The sequence below is a fragment of the Pseudomonas sp. KH_021 genome, assembly GCF_057838865.1.
In genome coordinates this window covers 3281711-3304453 of record NZ_CM174477.1, presented here as the reverse complement: position 1 = coordinate 3304453, position 22743 = coordinate 3281711, and the positions used below count along the sequence as shown (strand labels likewise).

The following is a 22743-nucleotide window of genomic DNA, read 5'->3' as shown; positions in this document are numbered from 1 at the left end:
TGAGCGATGGACATTAAAAAACCGAAGCCATTGGGGGCTTCGGTTTCAGGATGCTGACAAACCTTGTAGGAGCAGGCTTTAGCCGCGATGGCCTCACCGCGGTCTACCTCAGACACCGCGGGAAGGCTATCGCGGTGGTCCGGCACTCCGGTAAAGCCGGCTCCTACATACAGGCCGCAGGCCAGGTTTCAGACTGGAAACAGTTCGCTGAGCTTCATCGCCAGCATCATGTCGCCTTCGGCGCGCAGCTTGCCGCCCATGAAGGCCTGCATGCCATCGGTATCACCGCTGACGATACCCTTGAGGGTTTCGCTGTCCATGACCAGGGTCACGTTGGCGTCCGGGTTTTCGCCTTCTTGCAGATCGCACGTACCGTCCTTGACGATCAGTGCGTAGTGCTTGTCTTCGTCGGTGATATTGAAACCGAATACCAGATCCAGCCCTTTGGCAGCGTCCGGGTTGAACTTGGTTTTCATGGTTTGAACGGCGTCAGCTACGGAGGTCATGATTCGATCCTTTTTGGGGGTTACAGCGACCACTCTGGTCGCCATTTTCCGGGCTCAGCGATAGGTAATGAGACCCGGTGTCTTCAATAACTGCAAGTGAGTCTGGTTGTTGAAGCAAGCCAGCGCCACTTCGTTGCCACGGAACTTGAACTGGTTCAGCGAGGTGTTGGTGACCTGCCAGTTCAGCGCGAAGGCTTGCTCGGCAGTCATACCCGTCACCAGGTGGAGCAGGGCGGCGAGGGTGCCGCCCGAGGTGAAGACGGCGATGTTGTGATGGGGCTCGGCGATCTCCAGGAGGCGGGCCAGGCCGGCTTGCACCCGCTTAACGAAATCAAGCCAGCTTTCCAGCGGCGGGATATCATGAGCGCCGCCATGCCAGCGGCTCACCAATAAGGCGAAGATGCGCTGGAATTCCCCTCGGTTGTCGCGAGCATGCTTGAGAACATGCAGAGCGTTGGGTTCGCTGGGCAACAAACCTGGCAGCAGCGCGCGAATGACAGCATCGGCATCGAACTCGTCAAAGGCGGCATCTACTTCCAGCGCGGGTATCTCAAGGCCAGCGGCGGCCAAAGGTGCCAGCGCCAGCCGGGCAGTGTCTTGTTGACGGCGCAGGCTGCCGGAGAGGCAGCGGTCCAGGCGCAAGCCTAATTGGGCCAGGTGTTCGCCCAAGATTTGCGCCTGACGTTGGCCCAGGTCCGACAGCACATCGTAGTCGTCCGCACCAAAGGAAGCCTGGCCATGTCGTATGAAATAGATACTGCCCACGTCCGTCGTCCTGGCACGTTGAAGGTTTTGCGAGGTTATGAGGATGGCCTTGAGCTGTCAATGAAAAAACATACGCTCGTTTGAAAAGACTGTTTGAACTCAATTGCCAGGTATTTCCCCCGACTGGCAGACGCAGGAGCGCGCCGGTATGCTGGAGCCATTACCCTGGCCCCGGCGTTTTCGGGGCGTATACCTGTAAGGAGATACCGTGGAGTTTCTTGCCGAATACGCAAGCTTTCTGGCCAAGACCGTGACCCTGGTGGTGGCGATCATCGTGGTACTGGCCGCCATCGGCTCGATGCGCGCCAAAGGCCGGCGCAGGTCATTGGGCCAGCTGGAAGTGACCCGCCTGAACGATTTCTATAAAGGCTTGCGCGAGCGCCTTGAACACACGCTGCTTTCCAAGGAGCAGCTCAAGGCCCTGCGCAAGGAGCAGGGCAAGGCCGACAAAAAACAGAAGAAGAAAAACCAGAAGGCCGAGGCCAAGTCTCGGGTATTCGTGCTGGACTTTGACGGCGATATCAGGGCCTCGGCCACCGACAGCCTGCGCCATGAAATCACTGCCTTGCTGACCCTGGCCACGCCGCGCGATGAAGTGGTACTGCGCCTGGAAAGCGGTGGCGGCATGGTGCACAGCTATGGCCTGGCCTCATCACAACTGGCGCGCATTCGCCAGGCAGGCGTGCCCTTGACCGTGTGCATCGACAAGGTCGCTGCCAGTGGTGGCTACATGATGGCTTGCATCGGCGAAAAAATAATCAGCGCGCCGTTCGCCATCCTCGGCTCCATCGGGGTAGTGGCGCAGTTGCCCAACGTCAATCGCCTGTTGAAAAAACACGACATCGACTTTGAAGTGCTGACCGCCGGTGAATATAAACGCACCCTGACGGTGTTTGGCGAAAACACCGAAAAAGGTCGTGAGAAGTTTCAGGAAGACCTGGAAATGACCCACGAGCTGTTCAAGAATTTCGTGACCCACTACCGCCCGCAACTGGACATCAACCAAGTGGCGACTGGTGAAGTCTGGCTGGGCATCGCTGCGTTGAACAAGCAATTGGTCGATGAACTGAAAACCAGCGATGAGTACCTGGCAGATCGGGCGCGCGAAGCTGAGCTTTATCACCTGCACTATGCCGAACGCAAAAGCCTGCAGGAGCGCATCGCCGGGGCGGCAGCCCAATCGGCCGAAGGCGTTGTAATCAAAGCGTGGGGCAAACTCAGCCAGCAACGGTTCTGGTAGTCATTTTTTGCACTGCACCACCAAGCTACGACTTTTATAGTTGCCCACATCCTGCCCCAGCGTCTTTTCGCTTTCCTTCAGCGCTGGGGTGCCGCTGGTGCCAATAATGTCGTAGCTGTGGGGGGCACAGGACTCCTGGGCTTTTTCATAGCAACTTTCCCAGGACATGGCTTCACCGGAGCAGTCGATTTGCACGCCTGGCTTGCCGTCATTCAAGTAGGTGGTCGACGCGGTAGCGCAGCCTGTGAGGCTCAGCACGACCAGAAGTGCCAGCGGCTTGCTCATGGACACTCGAATCTAACGAAAAGGGATGGCGTAATGCTATAGCAGGCCATGGCCCCGGCATAGCGGTACCTCGTTGGTGTCTCGAATATTTGTAGGAAAAGGGAACTATCTATTCGGATATTTCTCTATCATGCCATCGTTTTACATTAATCTCGGGCATTGTCAGACAAGACCCGTCTGATTAGACTTCGCCGAATTCGTAAGCAACGCCCTTATCAAGGACATTTATGATCAAGAAATGCTTGTTCCCTGCCGCCGGATACGGCACTCGCTTCCTTCCAGCGACCAAGGCGATGCCAAAGGAAATGCTCCCGGTCGTCAACAAGCCATTGATCCAGTATGGCGTTGAAGAAGCCCTGGAAGCCGGGCTGACCGAAATCGCCATCGTTACCGGCCGCGGCAAGCGCGCGCTGGAAGACCACTTCGACATCAGCTACGAGCTGGAAAACCAGATCAAGGGCACCGACAAGGAAAAGTACCTGGTTGGTATCCGCAAGCTGCTCGACGAGTGCTCGTTCTCCTACACCCGTCAGACCGAAATGAAAGGCCTGGGCCACGCGATCCTGACCGGTCGTCCGCTGATCGGCGACGAGCCCTTTGCCGTGGTGCTGGCGGACGACTTGTGCGTCAACCTGGACGACGATGGCGTGCTGACCCAGATGGTCAAGCTGTACAAGCAGTTCCGCTGCTCGATCGTCGCCATCCAGGAAGTCGACCCGCAAGAGACCCACAAGTACGGTGTGATTGCCGGCGAAATGATCCGTGACGATATTTACCGCGTCCACAGCATGGTCGAGAAGCCAAAACCGGAAGATGCGCCGTCGAACCTGGCCATCATCGGTCGCTACATCCTGACCCCGGACATCTTCGACCTGATCGAACAGACCGAGCCAGGCAAAGGTGGTGAAATCCAGATCACCGACGCCCTGATGAAACAGGCCCAGAACGGCTGCGTCATGGCGTACAAGTTCAAAGGCAAGCGTTTCGACTGCGGTGGCGCTGAAGGCTACATCGAAGCGACCAACTTCTGCTTCGAGAACTTCTACAAGACTGGCAAGGCTTACTGATAGATGCACCGCGGTTTGCCTGATAAATTGCGTAACGCCTATCGCAGGCAAGCCTGGCTCCTACAGGGCGATTGCACCGCGGATTATTTGACGAACGCGTAGCGCCCATCGCAGGCAACCAGAAAAGCCACCTTCGGGTGGCTTTTTTGTTCCCTTTCGTAATGTGGACGGTATGCTTGGAGCCCTGCCAAGGAGATAGACATGGCCTACGATTTTGATTTGTTTGTAATTGGCGCCGGTTCCGGCGGCGTCCGGGCTGCGCGGTTTGCGGCGGGCTTTGGCGCCAAGGTGGCCGTGGCTGAAAGCCGCTACCTGGGCGGTACCTGTGTGAATGTCGGCTGTGTGCCGAAAAAGCTTCTGGTCTACGGCGCTCATTTTGCCGACGATTTCGAGCAAGCCAAAGGCTTTGGCTGGTCGTTGGGCGACGCAGACTTTGATTGGGCGACCCTGATCGCCAACAAGAACCGTGAAATCGAGCGCCTGAACGGCATTTACCGCAACCTGCTGGTCAACAGCGGCGTGACCCTGCACGAAGGTCATGCACGCCTGATCGACCCGCATCAGGTGGAAGTCAACGGCCAGCGTTTCACGGCCGAACACATCCTGATCGCTACCGGTGGCTGGCCGCAGATCCCCGATATTCCGGGGCGCGAACATGCCATCAGCTCCAACGAAGCCTTTTTCCTCAAGACCTTGCCCAAGCGTGTGATCGTGGTGGGCGGCGGTTATATTGCCGTCGAGTTCGCCGGAATCTTCGAAGGGCTTGGGGCCGATACCACCTTGTTGTACCGGGGTGAACTGTTCCTGCGTGGCTTCGATATTGCCGTGCGCAAACACCTGCATGAAGAGCTGGCCAGACGGGGCATGGACCTGCAGTTCAATGCCGATATCCTGCGAATCGACAAGCAGTCGGACGGCAGCTTGAACGTCACCCTCAAGGATGGCCGCACGCTTGAGACCGACTGCGTGTTCTACGCTACCGGTCGCCGCCCGATGCTCGACAACCTGGGGCTCGAGCACACCGACGTGAAGCTGGACAAGCGCGGCTTTGTCGAGGTGAACGAGCAGTATGAAACGGCAGAGCCTTCGATCCTGGCCATTGGCGATGTGATCGGCCGGGTGCAACTGACGCCCGTCGCCTTGGCTGAAGGCATGGCTGTGGCCCGTCGGCTGTTCAAGCCAGAGCAATACCGCAAGGTCGATTACCAACATATTCCGACTGCAGTGTTCAGCCAGCCGCCGATTGGCACCGTGGGCTTGACCGAGGAAGAGGCGCGCGAACAAGGCCATGAAGTGGTGCTGTTCGAAAGCCGCTTCCGGCCGATGAAGCTGACCCTGACCGAATGCCATGAGCGCACGCTGATGAAGCTTGTGGTCGACAAGAAAACCGACAAGGTCTTGGGTTGCCATATGGTCGGCCCCGACGCGGGTGAAATCGTTCAGGGCCTGGCCATCGCGATCAAGGCGGGGGCCACCAAGCAACTGTTCGATGAAACGATTGGTGTTCACCCGACGGCAGCGGAAGAGTTCGTGACCCTGCGCACGCCAGTGGCATAGCGTGGCTTTCTCCAGGCTGCGCCTGGCTGCGTTGGGCGTTTTTCTGGTGCTGGCCGGCTGCGGCTCGTTGCGTCAGGAGGAGGCGCCCGAACCCACCCCTGATGAGGTGCGCAAGCTGATTGTGCGCCTGCTGCCACCCGAAGCCTCCGACCGCCAGGGCTGGGCGACGGACATTTACGCAGCTTTTGCGGCGCAGAGCCTGAAGCCTACTCGTGAGAATCTCTGTTCGGTGCTGGCTGTGACCGAACAGGAGTCGACCTTCCGGGCCGACCCCAAGGTGCCGGGTCTATCGCGCATCGCTCGCGAGGAAATCAATCGCCGCGCCGCCAAGTTGCACATGCCGCAATTGCTGGTGCGCGGCGCCTTGGAACTGCGCTCGCCAGGTGGCAAAACCTATAACCAGCGCCTGGACAGCGTGCGCAGCGAGAAAGAGCTGAGCGCGATGTTCGACGACTTCATCAGCATGGCTCCGATGGGCCAGACCTTGTTTGGCGGCCTTAACCCGGTACAAACTGGCGGCCCCATGCAGGTCAGTATCGACTTTGCCGAAAAGCACGCCCAAGGCTATCCCTATCCGGTGGACGGGACGATTCGCCGGGAAGTGTTCAGTCGGCGCGGCGGAATGTATTTCGGCATTCTGCACCTGTTGGGATATGCCGCCCCTTATGACAAGGCCATCTATCGGTTTGCCGATTTCAACGTCGGCTGGTACGCCAGTCGCAATGCGGCTTTCCAGAACGCCGTCAGCCGGGCTTCGGGGATCGAGCTGGCGCTGGACGGCGACCTGATCCTGCATGGCTCTCTGTTTCCCGGTGCAACCGAGCTTGCGGTGCGCACGCTGGGCAAGCGCATGGGCATGAGCAACTGGACGATTCGTCGACAATTGGAGCAGGGTGATCTGGCCGATTTCAACGACACCACCTTGTACGAGCGAGTGTTTGCCTTGGCCGACAAGGCTGAGCGTAAGCCGTTGCCACGGCAGATGTTGCCTGTTATCAAATTAGAGAGCCCGAAAATCACGCGGCAATTGACCACCGCCTGGTTCGCCAAGCGGGTCGATGATCGCCGCCTGCGCTGCCTGGCACGCGGCCGCTGATTCAGCGCGGGTGCAGGTGCCAAGTGGCTACCGGTCGGCCCCATCGCCCGGTAGGAGCCGGGTTTACCCGCGATGAAGGTCATGCAGTCCTCCTGACACACCGCGGGGCGGCCATCGCAGGCAAGCCTGACTCCTACCCGAGCGCGGTGTGGCCATCGTAGCGTCAGAACAACGCCAGGGTGTAGCCGAGGATCACCCGGTTTTCGTTGGCATCCGTGGTCAATCCATTGCCGGATCGGAAGGTTGCGTTGCGCAGGCGAACGTTGAAGCCCTTCATGAAGCCGTCCTGGAAGGTGTACACAAGGTCAGTATCACGCTCCCACTCGGTGCCGCCTTCGACCGCCACGGTGTTGCTGTGGCTGCCGCTGACATAGCGGGTCATGAACGTCAGGCCGGGCACACCCAGGGGCGCGAAATCATAGTCATAGCGCGCTTGCCAGGCATCGGTTTCGGCTTTGATGAAGATGTTGAAGGTCACCAGGTTGACCGAGTAGGGGTCCAGCCCGGAGAAGGCGAAGTCGCCGTCGCCTGAAAGGTTTTGGTAACCCACACCGAACTTGTGCGCGCCCATGCCCAGGGTGACCATGCCGTTGAAAAAGCGGTTGTCGATATGCCCGCCATCCACTCGGGCGGCGCTGCGGTAGCGGTGATCGCCGCTCTCGGAAGTGTCGAAATAGCGCAGGTCGGTCTTGAGCGAAATACCCGGGGCCAGTGTGGCCGTGTGCACCAGGCCGACGAAATGTTGCTGGTAGATGTTGTGCATCTGCGCGTAGTAGTAGCTCAGCGCCAGGGACGGATTAATGGCGTAGCTGCCACCGGCCAGGTCCAGGCGCGAGCTTTGCACGCCGTTGTAGTTCATTTCGTCGTTGCTGGTGGAGTCGCGCAGGTTGAGCTTTTCCAGGCGGGCCGCATTGAATGTCAGGCCAGCGATGTCCTGTGAGGTCAGCTGGGTGCCCGAGTAGGTAGACGACAACAGGCGTACATCGTTGTAGGCCGCCACGGGCAACATGGGTTGCAAGGTGCCGACTTTCAGCACGCTTTTAGACATTCGGAGTTTGCCCGCAACGCCCAGTTCGCTGTAGGTGTCTTCGGGCGCAAGGCTCGAACCGTAGGCCAGCAAGCCGCTATTGCGATGGCTTTTGCTCGAATCAAGCTTGATCGCGGTCTGGCCGATAGCGTCAACCCCCACGCCCACGGTGCCTTCGGTGAACCCTGACTCATAGCGCAGGGTAAAGCCCTGGGCCCATTCCCTGGGCTGGGCCTTGGGCGCGTCGTGCTGGCGAAAATCGCGGTTGATGTACATGTTGCGAGCTTCGAGGCTCGCTTTGCTATCGCCCAAAAAGTCGGCATGTGCAGCGCCGCTCAGGCCACAGGTGCTGACGAGCAGGCAGGTCAGTGCCGGGAAGGTGCTTGGGTGCCTTGTCATTATTTTTATCTCTAGGACTGTGTAAAAGGCCGACCTGGCAGAAGGCGCGGCTGGCGTAATCTACACATATAATTAACCTATTAACAATATCCTATTTAATGTTCTATTGGCCTCTGTTGACATTAACTTCAAGAAGGTTAATGTATTAACAAAATCGCCGATTCACGACCTCCCCGTACTGGCGTGACTATAAAAACAACGGAGCCATCACAATGAAAACAACAAGCATCGCTGCACTGGGCCTGGCGCTGACCTGCGCCGTCTCGGCCCACGCCGAGACCGTTACCCTCAAAGTTGCCCACTTTTTGCCGTCCACCTCCAATGCTCAGGTCAACATCATCGAGCCGTGGTGCGAACAGCTGCGCCAGGAGTCCAATGACCGAATCAAATGCCAGATCTACCCCTCGATGCAGTTGGGCGGCACACCGGCCAAGCTCGCGGACATGGCGCGCAATGGCGTCGCCGATATCGTTTGGACGGCACCTGCCTATTCGGCGGGCAAGTTCCCACGGGTAGAAGCACTGGAGCTGCCGTTCGTGCTGCCTTACGGCGGCAAGGCCGGCAACCAGATCATCTGGAATTTCTACCAGCAGTACGCCAAGGAAGATTTCAACGGCTACAAGGTGCTGGTGGTGCACGGCGATGGCGGCATGAATCTGCACACGCGCGGCAAGGCCATCCAGAACGAAGCGGATCTGGCGGGGCTGAAACTGCGAGCTTCCAGCCGCACGGCGGCAAAAACCTTGGAAAGCCTGGGCGCAACGCCCGTCAGCATGCCACCTGCGCAAATGACCGAGGCCATTTCCAAGGGGGTGGTTGATGGCGCGCTCGCGGCGTGGGAAGTGGTGCCGGCGACCAAGTTGGATGAAGTAACCGAGTTCCACAGCGTGACGCCGCCAGGGCAACCCGCCTTCGGCTACACAGTGCTGGCGATGCTGATGAACCAGCGCAAGTTCGACAGCCTGCCGGCCGACCTTAAGGAAATCATCGAGCGCAACAGCGGTCAGGCTTTGTCAGAGCGCTTTGCCACGGCCTGGGACAAAGCTACCGATAACGCCCTGAGCGCAAGCCCCGCGGCCTCGCTGGTCAATATCGACAAAAATGCCTATGCGGTAATGGAGAAAACTTCTGCCAGCGCCGTACAGCAATGGGTCGATGAAGCCAGCAAGAAAGGCCTGGATGGCAAAGCGCTGGTTGACGGCGTGCGCACCCTTGCCGGCACGGCGCAGTAATTGCCATGAAGGAATCACTGGATTTCTCGATTGATCTGAACGCCTATCAAGGGCGGGGAAGGCTTGCGTTGTTGCAGGTCACTCATGGCTTTGCCTTGGCCGGCGGGATGATCCTGATGGCTCTGGTGGCGATGTCGATTGTCTCCATCGTAGGTCGCAAGCTGTTTTCAATGCCGGTGCGCGGCGACATGGAATTGATGGAGGTGGGCGCATCCGTGGCTATCGCTGCTTTCCTGCCGCTGTGCGAACTGCGTGGCACCCACATCAAGGTCGATGCCCTGACCGGTTGGCTGCCCAAGGGCGTGCGAACGGCGCTGGATGGCATCGCTCATCTGCTGTGTTGTGCCGTGGCCTTTATCCTGGCCTGGCGCACCAGCTTGCAAATGATCGACAACCACGAGTTTGGCGATGCGACAACCCTGTTGTCCATTCCCCTATGGATCCCGCTGATGTTGATTGTGCCGAGCCTGGTGTTGTTGGGGATCTGTGCACTGGCACGGGCCTATGAAGTTTTTGCTCCTGGAGGTCGGTCATGAGCGGTCTGGCGATGGGTTTGATTGCCCTGGGTATCACCATGAGCCTGTTGCTGCTGCGGGTGCATATCGGCATCACCATGTTGGTGGGCGGAACGGCGTGTTTCTGGGCGGTGAACAATGGCGATCTGTCGTCGTTGCTGTTTACCCTCAATGATCTGGCCTATTCAAGGCTGTCCAACTATGACTTGGCTGTGATTCCACTGTTCGTGATGATGGGCCAGTTTGCGACTCATGGGGGGCTGTCGCGAGCGATCTTCCGCTGCGCGTCGACGTTTATCGGACACTGGAAGGGCGGCATGGGGATGTCGGCCATTGGCGCCTGTGCAGGTTTTGGCGCCATCTGCGGCTCGTCCCTGGCGACGGCGGCGACCATGAGCCATGTGGCATTGCCAGAGCTGCGCCGGCACAACTATTCCGGGCGTCTGGCGACGGCGACGGTCGCGGCGGGCGGTACCTTGGGTATCCTCATCCCGCCGTCGGTGCCGCTGATTATTTATGCGGTGCTGACCCAGGAATCGATTGCCAAGCTGTTCATGGCGGCCATCGTGCCAGGGGTGATCGCCATCATCGGCTACATGATCGTGTTGCGCATCATGGTCGCGCGCGATGAAACCCAGTCCACCGTTTCGCCCAAAGCGTCAATGGCAGAGCGGGTCAAGGCACTGATCAATGTCTCGCCCGTGATCGGTGTGTTCCTGGTGGTGATCGTGGGTATTTATGGCGGCTGGGCCAACCCCACCGAGGCGGCGTCACTGGGGGCGGCGGCGTGCGGCATTCTGGCGGTGGTTCAAGGCGGCATGCGTTGGTCGGGTCTGCGTATCAGCCTGCTGGGCACGGCCGAAACCTCGGCGATGATCTTTCTGGTGCTGCTGGGGGCTGACCTGCTCAACTCCGGGCTTGCGCTCACGCAGATGCCCGGCGAATTGGCGGCCTGGGTCATCAACAGTGGCCTGGCACCCATGCTGGTGTTGATCATTATCCTGGGGCTGTACCTGCTGCTGGGCTGCGTCATGGACTCGCTGGCGATGATCCTGCTGACCATTCCGATTTTCTATCCGATGATCATGGGCCTGGATTTCTTCGGTCTTAGCGAAACGGATAAGTCGATCTGGTTCGGGATCCTGGCCTTGATGGTGGTGGAGATCGGGCTGATACACCCGCCGTTGGGGATGAACCTGTTTATCGTCCAGCGCACGGCCAAGGATGTGCCGTACAGCGAGACGGCGATCGGCATCGTGCCGTTCCTGTGTTCGGACTTGATGCGGATCGTATTGTTGGTGGCGTTCCCGGGGCTGAGCCTGTGGTTACTGTCGTTCTGATGTGTTTCAGGACCCGGCGCCATGGCGCCGGGGGTGTCAATCCTCCCGCGTCAATACTTCAAGTAGCTCAATCTCGAAAATCAGGTTTGAATGCGGCTTGATATGCGCTCCCATCTGGCGCTCGCCATAACCCAGGTGTGAGGGCACGAACAGTTTGCGTTTGCCGCCTACCTTCATCCCCATCAGGCCTTGATCCCATCCCTTGATGACACGCCCAGTACCGATCACGCACTGGAACGGTTTGCCTCGCTCGAAGGATGAATCGAACACCGTGCCGTCTTCGAGCCAGCCGGTGTATTGGGTGGTGATCAATGCGCCCTTGACGGCGGCTTTGCCTTCACCCACGACAAGGTCGGTGATGGTCAGTTCAGTACTCATGGGGAGCCTCGGTTGAACGCAACAAAATTCAGGCGCCAAGTGTGAAGGGCTTGGTGTGTGGGTTCAAGCTGAGGAGCGGCCGGGAAACCGCGGCGCACTCATCGATGTAAAGCAGGCGATTAGGCGCTCAGAGATGTCTGGAGAAATTTTTATTTGAGAAATTGCCTACGCCACAAAGTAAAACTTCTTTGGATCATCTGGCGCACTCTCATGGCGCTGCCGAAAACGATGGCAACTGGCGAAAAATTGCTTGTGGTGCTGCAGGGCGGGGGGATGAGATGAAATTCAAATGGATTCGAGAGTGGGGTGTCAGCAAGGTCCAATCTTTATTGGGCTCGCCTACCATTGGCGTCAGAGCTGTTTTATTGAATAGCCAGCGTCAGGTTTTATTAGTCAAACATACCTATAGATCCGGCTGGCACACCCCAGGTGGAGGCTTGATCGTGGGCGAAACACCGCTGGAGGCCATTTCAAGGGAGCTGCAAGAGGAAGCGGGGTTATGCCGTTTAGGGAATATGGAAATATTCTCGATCTATTTGAATAGGTGGAAGTTTCAGCATGATTACGTGATTTTATATAAAGCTACATCCTATGATGCTCAGCCGCAGATCATGGACAAAGATGAAATTCTTGACGTCGGATGGTTTGATCTCGACCAGCTTCCTGCCGATACCACACCGAAGACAATTCGACGGATCCGGGAAATTATGGGTGAAGAAGAGATCAGTGAGTGTTGGTGACTGGAGTATCGGCGTTCAGCCGCATTCACCGGCACGCCCGCTCCACGTGCCTTCCCCTGTTGCAGGGGATCGTGAGAGGGACGAGTGTAGGAGCAGAGCTTGCTCGCGATGCGGCATATCAGGCACACCGTGGCGCGCTCATCGCGGCTAAAGCCAGCTCCTACCTCAGAGGGCGGCGCAGGGCTTAACGAAACGCCGGCACCACATGATCAATAAACAGCTTCAGCGACTTGCGCTTCTCTTCATGCGGCAAGCTGTTGTCGCACCAGAAGCTGAACTCGTCCACGCCCAGTTCCTGGTAGTACTTGATGCGGGCGATGACTTCTTCCGGGGTGCCGATCATGGCGTTCTTGCGGATGTTGTCCAGTTCGAACTCCGGGCGCTCGGCGAATTTGGATTCCGGGCTTGGCTCCAGGAAGCCGTTTTGCGGCACGGTCTTGTTGCCGAACCAGGCGTCGAAGGTGCGGTAGAAGCGCGAGATCGCCTTGGCGCCCACCTGCCAGCCTTCCGGGTCGTCGGTGGTGTGGACGTGGGTGTGACGCAGCACCATCAGTTGTGGGCGCGGGACGTCCGGGTTGTTGGCCAGGGCCGTTTCGAACTTGTTTTTCAGGTCGACGACTTCTTCGTCGCCTTTCATCAACGGCGTCACCATGACGTTGCAGCCATTGGCCACGGCGAAGTTGTGCGAGTCCGGGTCGCGGGCGGCAATCCACATCGGCGGGTTAGGCTTCTGGATCGGCTTAGGCACGCTGGTGGAGGTTGGGAACTTCCAGATATCGCCGTCATGGGCGTAGTCGCCATTCCACAGTGCACGTACCACCGGGACCATTTCGCGCAGGGCGGCGCCGCCGCTGGAGGCAGGCATGCCGCCGGCCATGCGGTCGAACTCGACCTGGTAAGCACCACGGGCCAGCCCGACTTCCATGCGACCGTTGCTGATCACGTCGAGCAGGGCGCATTCACCGGCTACACGCAGCGGGTGCCAGAACGGCGCGATGATGGTGCCGGCGCCCAGGTGAATGGTGGTGGTCTTGGCGGCCAGATATGCCAGCAATGGCATGGGGCTCGGCGAGATGGTGTATTCCATCGCGTGATGTTCGCCGATCCAGACGGTGCTGAAACCGCCGGTTTCGGCCATCAGCGTCAGTTCGGTCAGGTCCTCGAACAGTTGACGATGGCTGACGCTTTCGTCCCAGCGTTCCATGTGCACGAACAGGGAAAATTTCATGACGCGTTCCTCGAATCTCTGGTCTTTTTAATAATGATGCGCAGGGGTCAGGCAAAGGCGGGCAGTGCGCCCATTTTGCCGCGGCAATACACCAGTGGGCTGATGGACTGCTGCGGGACGATGAGGTTTTTCACCGCACCGACCATGATGGCGTGGTCACCGCCTTCGTATTCACGCCACAGTTCGCATTCGATGATAGCTGTGGCATTGGCCAGCAGCGGATTACCCAGTTCGCTCAGCGTCCACTCGATGCCGGCGGCCTTGTCTTTGCCCTTGCTGGCAAAGGCATAGGCTTCTTTCTGCTGTTCGGCCGACAAAAAGTGAATGGCAAAGCGCTTGTTCTTGATCAGAACAGGATAGGAGTCGGAGCTGTAGTTGGGGCAAAACAGCACCAGCGCCGGGTCCATGGACAAGGAACTGAAGGCGCTGGCCGTCAGACCGACGATCTGGCCGTCGTCGTCCAGGGTGGTGATGACGGTTACGCCGGAAGGGAACGAACCCATCACATGCTTGTAGACGTTGGCATCGATCATTGCGGAAATCCTCGCGGGGAGCGGCTAGGGCGCTTTTTATAAGCTTTGTTGTCTGATGGTATACCGTAAGATTGACTTTGCAAGTCCTTTTTCCAGAGAAGGCGACAAACGTCGTAGAAGGCGGTCAAGCGCCTGTTTGCTGGGGCTGCGGCGATCGATAGGCAATAAAGGGCATTGAAGGAAGCGGATCAGTTGGTCGTGCAATCAGCGGATCAGTCTTGCCAAAATATTGGAATACCATAATATGGTCTGCAACTACTGAGCTGCCGGAGAGCAGCCAGCGTGCCAGGGGTTGGCTTCATACAAAGATAAGAACAGGCATTTTCGAACTCATGAACGATTCACAGCAGACCGGTTCCAGCCAGTTGATCGAAAACCATACGGTCGACTATGTTCCACTCGCAGAGCGCCACGGCAAGGCCCGTGACCTCTTCACCCTTTGGTTCAGCACCAATATCGCGCCACTGCCTATCGTCACTGGCGCGATGGTGATCCAGGTATTCCACCTGGATCTACTGTGGGGGCTGCTCGCCATTGTGCTTGGCCACATGATCGGCGGTATCGTCATTGCCCTGGCCTCGGCCCAGGGGCCGTGCATGGGCATTCCGCAGATGGTTCAGAGCCGTGGCCAGTTTGGCCGATATGGCGCGTTGCTGATCGTGTTCTTCGCCGCGATCATCTACCTGGGCTTCTTCATTTCCAACATCGTGCTGGCGGGTAAATCCATTACCGGGATTGCCGAGTCGGTGCCACTGCCGGCCGGTATCATTATCGGTGCGCTGAGCGCCACGGCCATCGGGGTGATTGGCTATCGCTTCATCCATACCCTCAACCGTATCGGCACCTGGGTGATGGGGACCGCGCTGCTGGCGGGCTTTATCTATATCTTCGCCCACGAGCTGCCGGCAGATTTCTTCACGCGCGGCGCCTTTAATCTTTCGGGTTTCCTGGCCACCGTATCGTTGGGGATTATCTGGCAGATCAGCTTCTCGCCCTATGTGTCGGACTACTCGCGCTACCTGCCGGCCGACATCGGTGTGTTCCGCCCGTTCATGGCCACTTACCTGGGCGCTTGCCTGGGCACCATCCTGTCGTTCAGCTTTGGTGCTGTCGCGGTGCTGGCAACCCCGGAAGGTACTGAAGCAATGGCCGCGGTCAAGCAGTCGACTGGCTGGCTGGGCCCGATCCTGATGGTGCTGTTCCTGCTCAACATCATCAGCCACAACGCCCTCAACCTCTATGGCGCGGTGTTGTCGATCGTGACGTCGATCCAGACCTTCGCTTGTAACTGGACGCCGAGCATTCGTGTGCGGGTAGTGCTCTCGACGGTGGTGCTGGTGGGTTGCTGCCTGATGGCACTGAGCGCCTCGTCCGACTTCATCTCGCAGTTTATCGGCCTGATCCTGGCGCTGCTGCTGGTGTTGGTGCCATGGGCGTCGATCAACCTGATCGACTTCTACCTGATCAAGCAACGCCGCTACGATATCAACTCGATCTTCAGTGCCGATGGCGGCATCTATGGTCGTTTCAACATGCACGCGATCGTGGCGTACTTCATCGGCATCCTGGTGCAGTTGCCGGTTGCCAACACCTCGATCTATGTCGGGCCGTACGCCAATATCATCGACGGCGTGGACCTGTCGTGGCTGGTGGGGCTGGCCGTGACTTGCCCACTGTATTACTGCCTGGCGACCCGTGGTGAGTCGCGAGTAGGCGCAGTGGCCCTGGCTGACTGATGTAGGAGCAGAGTTTACTCGCGATGGCCCCACCGCGGTCTACCTGATACACCGCGGTGGGGCCATCGCAGCATAGGTATCTACACAATTCTGGGGCAGCGCGGCTCTTGTAGCCGCTGCCGAGGTACGAGGCTGCGATCGGCGGCGAAGCCGTCGTAAATTCAGGCCCTTCGGTGTGCCTGATGGATTACGGTCTCAGGTTTTACGGCCGCTTCGCTGCCGATCGCAGCCTCGTACCTCGTCAGCGGCTACATTCGTAGCAGTAGACGAGTTCAGCGAGGCCAGGTCCGGGGACGTAGTCCTCGCAAAGCCTGTACTCGCGGTGTATCTGAATACTGAAGTGCCAGGTTTTACGACTGCTGCGCAGCCGGACGTGGCCTCGTTCTACTCGTCCACTGCTACGAAATGCAGTACACCAAAAGATGTGTAGATACCTATGGCTATCGCAGCCAAGGCTTGCTCCTACAGGGAACGCAGAGCACCTTGATACAACACCGGCCCCGTGGGCTGGCCGGTGGGTGAGCCTGCCAGGGGCTCAAGGCTGACCGCCAACGCTGTGGCCGTTTGCAGCGCGGTCTGCTGGGTTTTGTCCAGTTCAAGTTTCGCCGCGCCTTGGCGAGGTAACAGTCCTAGTGAAACAGGTTTGCCGTCAGCAGGAATGGCCCACAACTCCAGGCTGCGATCGCTATCGACAGCCGCCAGTTGCATCGGTTCGATCAGCAGGTGGTCGTCATAACCATCAATGACCATGACCGCTTGCTGGTTGGCAGCCATCAAGGTGGTGGTGTAGCGCGGGTCGGCTTGGTGGAAGTACAAGCCGATCAGCAGCACCCCCGCGAACAGGGCGGCCATCGCAATGGCGCGCATCCAGCGCAGATCCCACAGGCTGGGTTTGGACGGCGATGCACCTTTAAATAACCGGGCCTCGATGGCCCTCCAGACCTGTTCTGGGACGGGCTGATCAGAAACAGGCTCAAGGGTGCTGATCAGCGATTCATGCCACTGGGCCACTTCGATTCCCAAGGCTGGATCATCGCGTAGCAGGCGCTCGAACCGCTTGCGCGCCAAGGGGGACATCAAGCCGATGCAGTAGTCGGCGGCCAGCGCTCGACGAAGGGAGGGGGATTGGTAGTTCATGATTCAAGGCACCTGCGCAGGCGCTCCATGCCTCGACGAATCCAGGACTTTACCGAGCCCAGGGGTGCGTTCAGATGCGCGGCGATCTGTGAACACGACAACCCTTGGAAATAGGCGGTGGTGATCGTTGTGCGCTGGGCCTTGTCCAGTGTTTGCAGGCAACGATTGAGGGCGCGGGCATCGCGCTCGGCACTCAATTGCTCGACAGCGCCGGGGGCCTGGTCCTCAAGCTCCAGGTGCGGGTAGTCGTCCAGTTGTACTTCACGACGCTTGCGCAGTTGGTCGATGGCCAGATTGCGGGTGATGCTGAGTATCCAGGTCAAGGGCTGCGCCAATTCGGCGTTGTAGCTGGCAGCGTTGTGCCAGATGCGCACGAAGGTTTCCTGCACGATTTCCTGGGCTACATCGGTGCGCCCCAGGCATTTGAATGCGACGGCATAGGTGCTGGCACTGACGCTTCGGTACAAGGTTTCGAACGAGCGGCGGTTGCCCAACGAAACGTCGGCCAGCAAGCTCTGCAATTGAACGGCGTTTACGGTCGAAATAGCCAGGCTCCTGAACGTTCGATTCAAGGGTGGGGCGGCATGTGGCCAAGGGTTGCCAACCTGCGCATTCGGTTGCATGCCGCACCTTCCAGTTATAGCTGTTGCGCAGAAAATCAGCTTTTTGGCATCAGCACTTTATCGATCACATGGATGACGCCATTGGATTGAGTGACGTCGTAAGTGCTGATATCTGCCACATCGCCTTTCTCATCCTTGACCACGATGTTGTGGGGGCCGTTCATCATCAACCACAGTTTGCCGCCGCTGACGGTGGTCAGTTCGGTTTTGCCGCCACCGGCCTTGATGCGCTTGGTGAGCTCCATCATGTCCAGATTGCCGGCGACGACATGGTAGGTCAGCACATGGGTGAGGGTGTTTTTGTTTTCTGGCTTGAGCAGGGTGTCGACCGTTCCTGGGGGGAGGGCTGCGAAGGCTGAGTTAACCGGCGCAAACACGGTGAACGGGCCTTTGCCCTTGAGCGTATCCACAAGGCCTGCGGCCTTGACCGCTGCGACCAGGGTGGTGTGGTCAGCCGAATTGGCAGCGTTGTCGACGATGGTCTTGGTCGCCAGCATGCTCTGCCCGCCCACCATCACGCTAGGGTGTGACATATCTGCGGCTTGAGCTGTGCTGAAAGTGAACGCGCTGAACATGGCCAGGGTCAGCAGGCTGGCAATGACTGGACGCTTGATTGAAGAGCTGTTCATGGTGATACCCCTTGTGATGGTCAGAAAAGCTCTGGCCTTAGTGGATATACGCAGGGGCGCGTCCAGTGGATGCAGCGTGTGCGAGAAAATTTTCTGTATCGCGAGATTGGCCATTTGGCGGAGAAGTGGCGGCGTCATAGACGAAGGTCTAAGTGACATTTTTCAAATGTATAGAACATCCATTTGGCGGGGGACACTTGCAGCTTTTTTGTATTATGGTATACCGGTACTAGTGCTGTTCATCCCACGGTCGATTATCCCCCATGAACAATCGATTCAACCCACCTGCTGCACTTCCGCTGCCCGGTATCGAGTTGGCCTACCTACGTGCCAATTCGACCACTTCGCACGTGCGCATCAAACGTCTGCGTCCAAGCGTCTCCGCTAAGCAGAACGGTTTCTGGCAAATAGTTTCCTGAGCCCCTCCCATCAGTGGAATTCTTACGTCGTCCGGCTTTTTGAGCCTGGCGATTGGAGTGTGCTGGACGCCTGGCGTCCTTCCCTGTGATCAGGTTTGCCATGAACAAAAATAACGCGCTGTTGATCATTGATATGCAATGCGAGAACGGTTTCGCCCTGGAAGGGTTCGATTCCGTGGTTCGTAATACCGCCCATCTGCTGGCCGCTGCCCGCCAGCAGTCCATGGGTATTTTCTACACCCGCCACATCAACCAGGCCGATGGAAGCGGGATGCCGCCCAACGAGCCCCTGGCCGCCGACGGTGGGCCGGCTACTTATCGTAGCGGCACCGCTGAAGTCGAGATCCTTCCAGTACTGGCCCCGATTTCCGGTGATACGGTCATCGACAAAGCCCGCTACAGCGCTTTTTTCCAGACGGATCTGCACGAGCGCTTGCAGCAACAGGGTATCGACACACTGACCATTTGTGGTGTGTTGACTGATGTCTGTGTGATGACCAGCGTGTACGACGCCTTTGCCTTGGGATATCGCATCCGCCTGGTGACCGATGCTTGCACGGCGACCACGGAAGCGGCGCATTACTCGGCGCTGTTGATTCTCGCCAACTGGGTCTATTCGCTGGAGCTGTTGACCACCGATCAGTGGCTACTTTCGCTGGCAGGCCAGGCCTATACCGGCTGCGCGCCTGATTCTCCCGATCAGTTTGCCCATCAACCACAAGAGTTGCCGGGGGCTATCGCCCGCTTGCACAACTGCCTTCAGGCTCAGGAGTAATCCGTATGAACGTCGAAAAAAGAAGCATCGATTTCATCCCTGAAGCCGAGCGTTATGGCAAACCGGGCTCGTTGTTTTTCATCTGGTTTGGCGCCAACATGAACATCACCACCATTGCTTCGGGCGTGCTGCCCGTCGTAATGGGGCTGAACCTGTTCTGGAGTGCCCTGGCAATCGTACTGGGGTCATTGTTGGGGGCGATTTTCATGGCCTCGCACTCGGCCCAAGGGCCTAAGCTTGGCATCCCGCAAATGATCCAGAGCCGTGCGCAGTTCGGTGTGATCGGTGCAGTGCTGCCCTTGCTGTTCGTGATGTTGATCTACCTGGGCTTTTTCGTCAGCAACACGCTGTTGGCGGCGCAAGCCATCGAGTCGGTGAGCCCATTGTCGGCTGACGGCAATATCTATCTGATCGGAGCGCTGTGCTTTGTCGTTGCCTTGTATGGCTACCGGCTGATCCATCGCTTGCAGAAAGTCTTGTCGTTGCTGTCGCTGGTGGTCTTCGTGGTTGCAACGGTGTTGGCGTTGAGCTTGCAGATACCCGCAGAGCAGTGGGCGGCTACAGGCTTTTCACTGTCCAAGTTCCTGGTGGCAGTCAGCATCGCGGTAACCTGGCAGTTGTCGTATGCACCGTATGTAGCGGACTACTCGCGGTACTTGCCGACCAACACGCCTACCTCCAAGGTGTTCTGGTACAGCTACATCGGTACCGTCACTGGCGGGGCCTGGATGATGATTTTGGGCGCCATCCTGAGCGTGGGTATCGCAGGGTTCTCCGATAACGTCGGCAACCATGTCGCCGGCCTGTTTGGCCCGGCTGCAGTGTTGCTGTTCGCGTTTATCCTGTACGGCCAGATCTCGATCAACGTGTTCAACCTGTACGGTGCGTTCATGTCGACCGTCACGGTGATCGAGCCGTTCTCGCGGCTGAGCGTTACGCCTCGGGTACGCGGCGTGTTCATGCTGGTGATCAGCCTGGTCGCTACTGCGCTGTGCACCATTAGCCAGGATGACTTCATTGCGTTCTTCCTGAACTTCATCTTCTTCATGAGCTACTTCCTGATCCCGTGGACGGCCATCAACCTGGTGGATTACTACTGCCTGCGCAAAGGGGTGTATAGCCTGCCGGATATCTTCGACATGAACGGGCAATACGGGCGCGTCAATGGTATTGCCTGTGCCAGTTTCGTGGGCGCGATCCTGCTGGAAATTCCGTTCATGAACACGACCCTGTATGTCGGGCCGGTGGCGCAAGCGCTGGATGGCGTGGACTTGGCCTGGGTAGTTGGGCTGGTGGTGCCAGCACTCACGTACTACGGGTTGATGAAGGCTAAAGTGGCGAAGTTGAAGCCGGTGGCTGGTCATTAACAGGGCATGGGCCGCATGACGGAATGATCGCGGCCTTTGTAGGAGCCAGGCTTGCCTGCGATGAAGACGCTGCGGTGCATCAGACAGACCGCATAGCCCCCATCGCGGTGGTCCGGCACTCCGGTAAACCCGGCTCCTACATTAGGGACAATAAAGACATCAGGGCGATGCGAACTGTTGGCGAAACCAATCGTCGAGCATCGCCTTTTCCGAATACAGACGGTCGCTATGGGCCATTCGACCCGGACGCTGCAGGTAGAACTTGTCGCTGATCTGTGCATCCGCCTGGCGCACCACCTTGCCTTGCTGGCTCAGCACATAATGCAGATCAATCGAAGGCCAGGTGATATCGCGCATAAACCGCACGTCATTGGCATTGTAGTTCCAGGGCTCGAAACGACCGGCCAAATCGACATTGCGAACATTGATCAGCAGTTGCTGGCCGGGTTGCAGGTAGCGCCTGCCAAGCTCTTCGAAATCGTTTTGCAGTGCCTTGAGGACGCTGGGGTCAGCCCCGCGCTGGTAGCTGGAGCGTAGGCTGGCGTCGCTGTAATGCTCGGGGTCTGTGAATTGCACGACCACAGGCGACGTGGCAGCAAAGACGCAACTGGTACTCAAGCCCAGCAGCAGTACCGGTAAAATCTGCGGGCGCATGGCGCACCTCCAAGTGTGGCACTACAACTTCACCTTTAAGAGTCTACGCCCTTGCCAGTGAGCGACAAGTCGACTCAGGCCATGGCCTATGCTGAACAGTGAGTACACAGGTAAGGGCAAGACCATGAGCGCCTTCCTTCATTTTTCAGCCAATGCGCAACCTCAGGGCAGGGACTGGGCCGTGGGGGATATTCACGGGCATTTTGATCGCCTGCAACAAGCGCTGGACGCAGCCGGTTTCGATCCTCGCACTGACCGACTATTCAGCGTGGGAGATCTGGTGGACCGGGGCCCCCAGAGTACAGAGGTGCTCGACTGGCTCGATAAACCCTGGTTTTTCGCGATCCAGGGTAATCATGAAGCCTTGGCCATTGCCCATGTCCAGGGCTGTTGGCTGGACTACGATATGTATCGATCCAGCGGCGGCGGCTGGTTTCTTGACCTTCCCAAATCCGATCAGATTGCCTTCGCCCGGCGTTTCGAGCAGATGCCGTTGGCCATGGAAGTCGCAACAGCGGCAGGAAAGATTGGCTTTGTGCATGCCGACTGCCCCTATGCCGATTGGCAACAGTTGCGCGACGCCATCAGCACGGAACAATTGCCCGCCGACGCAAGGGAAACCTGCCAGTGGTCCAGGCGCCGCTTGCAGCGCGAGGATCACCACCCGATCAGCGGTCTGCGGGCATTGATCGTCGGTCATACGCCGTTATCGCAAGTGACGGTGTTGGGAAATGTCTATCACATCGATACCGCTGGCTGGAGCAGAGGGCATTTTACCTTGCTGGACCTTGCAACCCTCACCGTGGTTGCCTGAGGGGCGGGCACAAGGCTATCGTTGGACGAATCCTTTTGCTGTGGAACACCGTCATGGATCTCGCAACCCTCACCCTGTTCATTCCCGCCTGCTTTGCACTCAATATGGCGCCTGGCCCCAACAACTTGTTGTCGCTCAACAACGCCAGCAGCCATGGGTTGCGCAAGGCGTGCCTGGCCGGGATTGGCCGTTTGATTGCGTTTGCCGGCATGATTGCCTTGGCCGCCATGGGGTTGGCGGTGGTGCTACACACCAGTGAAGTCTTGTTTACCGGCATCAAGGTCCTGGGCGCGGCCTATTTGTTCTATATCGCTTGGCAACTGTGGCGTGCGCCGGTCGATCAGATCGCAGCGGCCTCTACACACAACCCCCGGCTGTTTCGCCTGGCTCGCCAGGAATTCTGGGTTGCAGCGGGCAACCCCAAGGCCATCCTGATCTTTACCGCGTTCCTGCCGCAGTTCGTCAACGTCAATGGCGCTACGTCCGTAGCCGAGCAGTTCGCCTGGTTGGGTGGGATGTTCCTGTTGCTGGAGTGGGTGGCCATTGCCATCTACTCCTGGGTTGGCGCCTATTTGCGCCGCTGGTTCAGCGAGCCACGCCGACGTCAGGTCTTCAACCGCTCCAGCGCCGCTTTGTTGAGCTGCGCCGGGCTTGGCTTGTTGGCGGCCCGGCGCGGGTGAG

General features: G+C 58.3%; 25 protein-coding genes. 14 read left to right on the top strand and 11 right to left on the bottom strand.

The window, feature by feature from the left end:
- Positions 1–188: 188 nt before the first annotated feature.
- Both AC3IX4_RS15275 and AC3IX4_RS15270 read right to left on the bottom strand, forming a co-directional pair.
- Entirely contained in the window at positions 189–506 is a 318-nt protein-coding gene (locus AC3IX4_RS15275; protein ID WP_489256289.1) for an SCP2 sterol-binding domain-containing protein, read from the bottom strand.
- A gap of 54 nt (positions 507–560) precedes the next feature.
- Complete coding sequence (locus tag AC3IX4_RS15270) at positions 561–1271, bottom strand: histidine phosphatase family protein (RefSeq protein WP_489256288.1); 711 nt, start codon at positions 1269–1271, stop codon at positions 561–563.
- A 208-nt stretch (positions 1272–1479) separates the two neighbouring features.
- On the opposite strand from AC3IX4_RS15270, the gene sohB reads away from it, so the two are divergent.
- Positions 1480–2511, top strand: coding sequence for a protease SohB (sohB, locus tag AC3IX4_RS15265; RefSeq protein WP_489256287.1), 1032 nt, complete (start codon positions 1480–1482; stop codon positions 2509–2511).
- On the opposite strand, the gene AC3IX4_RS15260 is transcribed toward sohB, so the two are convergent.
- Entirely contained in the window at positions 2512–2796 is a 285-nt protein-coding gene (locus AC3IX4_RS15260) for a hypothetical protein (protein ID WP_489256286.1), read from the bottom strand.
- Positions 2797–3023: 227 nt separating this feature from the next.
- Between AC3IX4_RS15260 and galU the strand changes: the two genes are divergently transcribed.
- The 3 genes from galU (at position 3024) to AC3IX4_RS15245 (ending at position 6516) form a co-directional block, all read left to right on the top strand.
- A complete protein-coding gene (galU, locus tag AC3IX4_RS15255; protein ID WP_489256285.1) occupies positions 3024–3863 on the top strand; it encodes a UTP--glucose-1-phosphate uridylyltransferase GalU in 840 nt (279 codons plus the stop codon).
- A 201-nt stretch (positions 3864–4064) separates the two neighbouring features.
- Positions 4065–5420, top strand: coding sequence for a glutathione-disulfide reductase (gene gorA, locus AC3IX4_RS15250; protein WP_489256284.1), 1356 nt, complete (start codon positions 4065–4067; stop codon positions 5418–5420).
- A 1-nt stretch (position 5421) separates the two neighbouring features.
- A complete protein-coding gene (locus tag AC3IX4_RS15245; RefSeq protein WP_489256283.1) occupies positions 5422–6516 on the top strand; it encodes a DUF1615 domain-containing protein in 1095 nt (364 codons plus the stop codon).
- Positions 6517–6679: 163 nt separating this feature from the next.
- Here the strand turns inward: AC3IX4_RS15245 and AC3IX4_RS15240 are convergent, their stop codons facing one another.
- Entirely contained in the window at positions 6680–7942 is a 1263-nt protein-coding gene (locus AC3IX4_RS15240; RefSeq protein WP_489256282.1) for an OprD family porin, read from the bottom strand.
- A 212-nt stretch (positions 7943–8154) separates the two neighbouring features.
- On the opposite strand from AC3IX4_RS15240, the gene AC3IX4_RS15235 reads away from it, so the two are divergent.
- Genes AC3IX4_RS15235 through AC3IX4_RS15225 form a run of 3 tightly spaced genes read left to right on the top strand, consistent with a single transcriptional unit; the run spans position 8155 to position 11029 of the window.
- Positions 8155–9174, top strand: a complete 1020-nt coding sequence (locus AC3IX4_RS15235; RefSeq protein WP_489256281.1) for a TRAP transporter substrate-binding protein — start codon at positions 8155–8157, stop codon at positions 9172–9174.
- A 5-nt stretch (positions 9175–9179) separates the two neighbouring features.
- Positions 9180–9710 carry a TRAP transporter small permease gene (locus tag AC3IX4_RS15230; protein ID WP_489256280.1) on the top strand — a complete coding sequence of 177 codons (531 nt, stop codon included), beginning with the start codon at positions 9180–9182 and terminating at the stop codon, positions 9708–9710.
- Positions 9707–11029, top strand: a complete 1323-nt coding sequence (locus tag AC3IX4_RS15225; protein WP_489256279.1) for a TRAP transporter large permease — start codon at positions 9707–9709, stop codon at positions 11027–11029. Before AC3IX4_RS15230 ends, AC3IX4_RS15225 begins: the two co-directional genes overlap by 4 nt.
- 36 nt (positions 11030–11065) lie before the next feature.
- Here AC3IX4_RS15225 and AC3IX4_RS15220 read toward each other — a convergent pair whose 3' ends face one another.
- A complete protein-coding gene (locus AC3IX4_RS15220) occupies positions 11066–11407 on the bottom strand; it encodes an FKBP-type peptidyl-prolyl cis-trans isomerase (RefSeq protein WP_489256278.1) in 342 nt (113 codons plus the stop codon).
- Positions 11408–11595: 188 nt separating this feature from the next.
- On the opposite strand from AC3IX4_RS15220, the gene AC3IX4_RS15215 reads away from it, so the two are divergent.
- Positions 11596–12147 (top strand): NUDIX domain-containing protein, encoded by a 552-nt coding sequence (locus AC3IX4_RS15215; protein WP_489256277.1) that lies wholly within the window; start codon positions 11596–11598, stop codon positions 12145–12147.
- A gap of 184 nt (positions 12148–12331) precedes the next feature.
- Here the strand turns inward: AC3IX4_RS15215 and AC3IX4_RS15210 are convergent, their stop codons facing one another.
- Both AC3IX4_RS15210 and AC3IX4_RS15205 read right to left on the bottom strand, forming a co-directional pair.
- A complete protein-coding gene (locus AC3IX4_RS15210; protein ID WP_489256276.1) occupies positions 12332–13375 on the bottom strand; it encodes an LLM class flavin-dependent oxidoreductase in 1044 nt (347 codons plus the stop codon).
- Positions 13376–13422: 47 nt separating this feature from the next.
- Positions 13423–13908 carry a flavin reductase family protein gene (locus AC3IX4_RS15205; protein WP_489256275.1) on the bottom strand — a complete coding sequence of 162 codons (486 nt, stop codon included), beginning with the start codon at positions 13906–13908 and terminating at the stop codon, positions 13423–13425.
- Positions 13909–14240: 332 nt separating this feature from the next.
- Between AC3IX4_RS15205 and AC3IX4_RS15200 the strand changes: the two genes are divergently transcribed.
- Positions 14241–15644, top strand: a complete 1404-nt coding sequence (locus AC3IX4_RS15200) for a purine-cytosine permease family protein (RefSeq protein ID WP_489256274.1) — start codon at positions 14241–14243, stop codon at positions 15642–15644.
- A 462-nt stretch (positions 15645–16106) separates the two neighbouring features.
- Here the strand turns inward: AC3IX4_RS15200 and AC3IX4_RS15195 are convergent, their stop codons facing one another.
- Genes AC3IX4_RS15195 through AC3IX4_RS15185 form a run of 3 tightly spaced genes read right to left on the bottom strand, consistent with a single transcriptional unit; the run spans position 16107 to position 18033 of the window.
- Complete coding sequence (locus AC3IX4_RS15195; protein ID WP_489256273.1) at positions 16107–16781, bottom strand: anti-sigma factor; 675 nt, start codon at positions 16779–16781, stop codon at positions 16107–16109.
- Entirely contained in the window at positions 16778–17404 is a 627-nt protein-coding gene (locus tag AC3IX4_RS15190) for an RNA polymerase sigma factor (protein WP_489256272.1), read from the bottom strand. Before AC3IX4_RS15190 ends, AC3IX4_RS15195 begins: the two co-directional genes overlap by 4 nt.
- A 35-nt stretch (positions 17405–17439) precedes the next feature.
- On the bottom strand, positions 17440–18033 hold the full coding sequence (locus AC3IX4_RS15185; protein ID WP_489256271.1) for a fasciclin domain-containing protein: 594 nt from the start codon (positions 18031–18033) through the stop codon (positions 17440–17442).
- 263 nt (positions 18034–18296) lie between these two features.
- Between AC3IX4_RS15185 and AC3IX4_RS15180 the strand changes: the two genes are divergently transcribed.
- From AC3IX4_RS15180 to AC3IX4_RS15170, 3 genes are all read left to right on the top strand, one after another.
- The gene (locus AC3IX4_RS15180; protein WP_489256270.1) at positions 18297–18452 is read left to right on the top strand and encodes a hypothetical protein; all 156 of its coding nucleotides are present in this window, start codon (positions 18297–18299) and stop codon (positions 18450–18452) included.
- A gap of 100 nt (positions 18453–18552) precedes the next feature.
- The gene (locus AC3IX4_RS15175; protein WP_489256269.1) at positions 18553–19227 is read left to right on the top strand and encodes a cysteine hydrolase family protein; all 675 of its coding nucleotides are present in this window, start codon (positions 18553–18555) and stop codon (positions 19225–19227) included.
- Positions 19228–19232: 5 nt separating this feature from the next.
- On the top strand, positions 19233–20594 hold the full coding sequence (locus tag AC3IX4_RS15170) for a purine-cytosine permease family protein (RefSeq protein ID WP_489256268.1): 1362 nt from the start codon (positions 19233–19235) through the stop codon (positions 20592–20594).
- 159 nt (positions 20595–20753) lie between these two features.
- Here AC3IX4_RS15170 and AC3IX4_RS15165 read toward each other — a convergent pair whose 3' ends face one another.
- Complete coding sequence (locus tag AC3IX4_RS15165; protein ID WP_489256267.1) at positions 20754–21248, bottom strand: DUF3016 domain-containing protein; 495 nt, start codon at positions 21246–21248, stop codon at positions 20754–20756.
- Positions 21249–21372: 124 nt separating this feature from the next.
- Between AC3IX4_RS15165 and AC3IX4_RS15160 the strand changes: the two genes are divergently transcribed.
- Positions 21373–22062 (top strand): metallophosphoesterase, encoded by a 690-nt coding sequence (locus tag AC3IX4_RS15160; RefSeq protein WP_489256266.1) that lies wholly within the window; start codon positions 21373–21375, stop codon positions 22060–22062.
- Between the two features lie 53 nt (positions 22063–22115).
- A complete protein-coding gene (locus tag AC3IX4_RS15155; RefSeq protein WP_489256265.1) occupies positions 22116–22742 on the top strand; it encodes a LysE family translocator in 627 nt (208 codons plus the stop codon).
- Position 22743 lies beyond the last annotated feature (1 nt).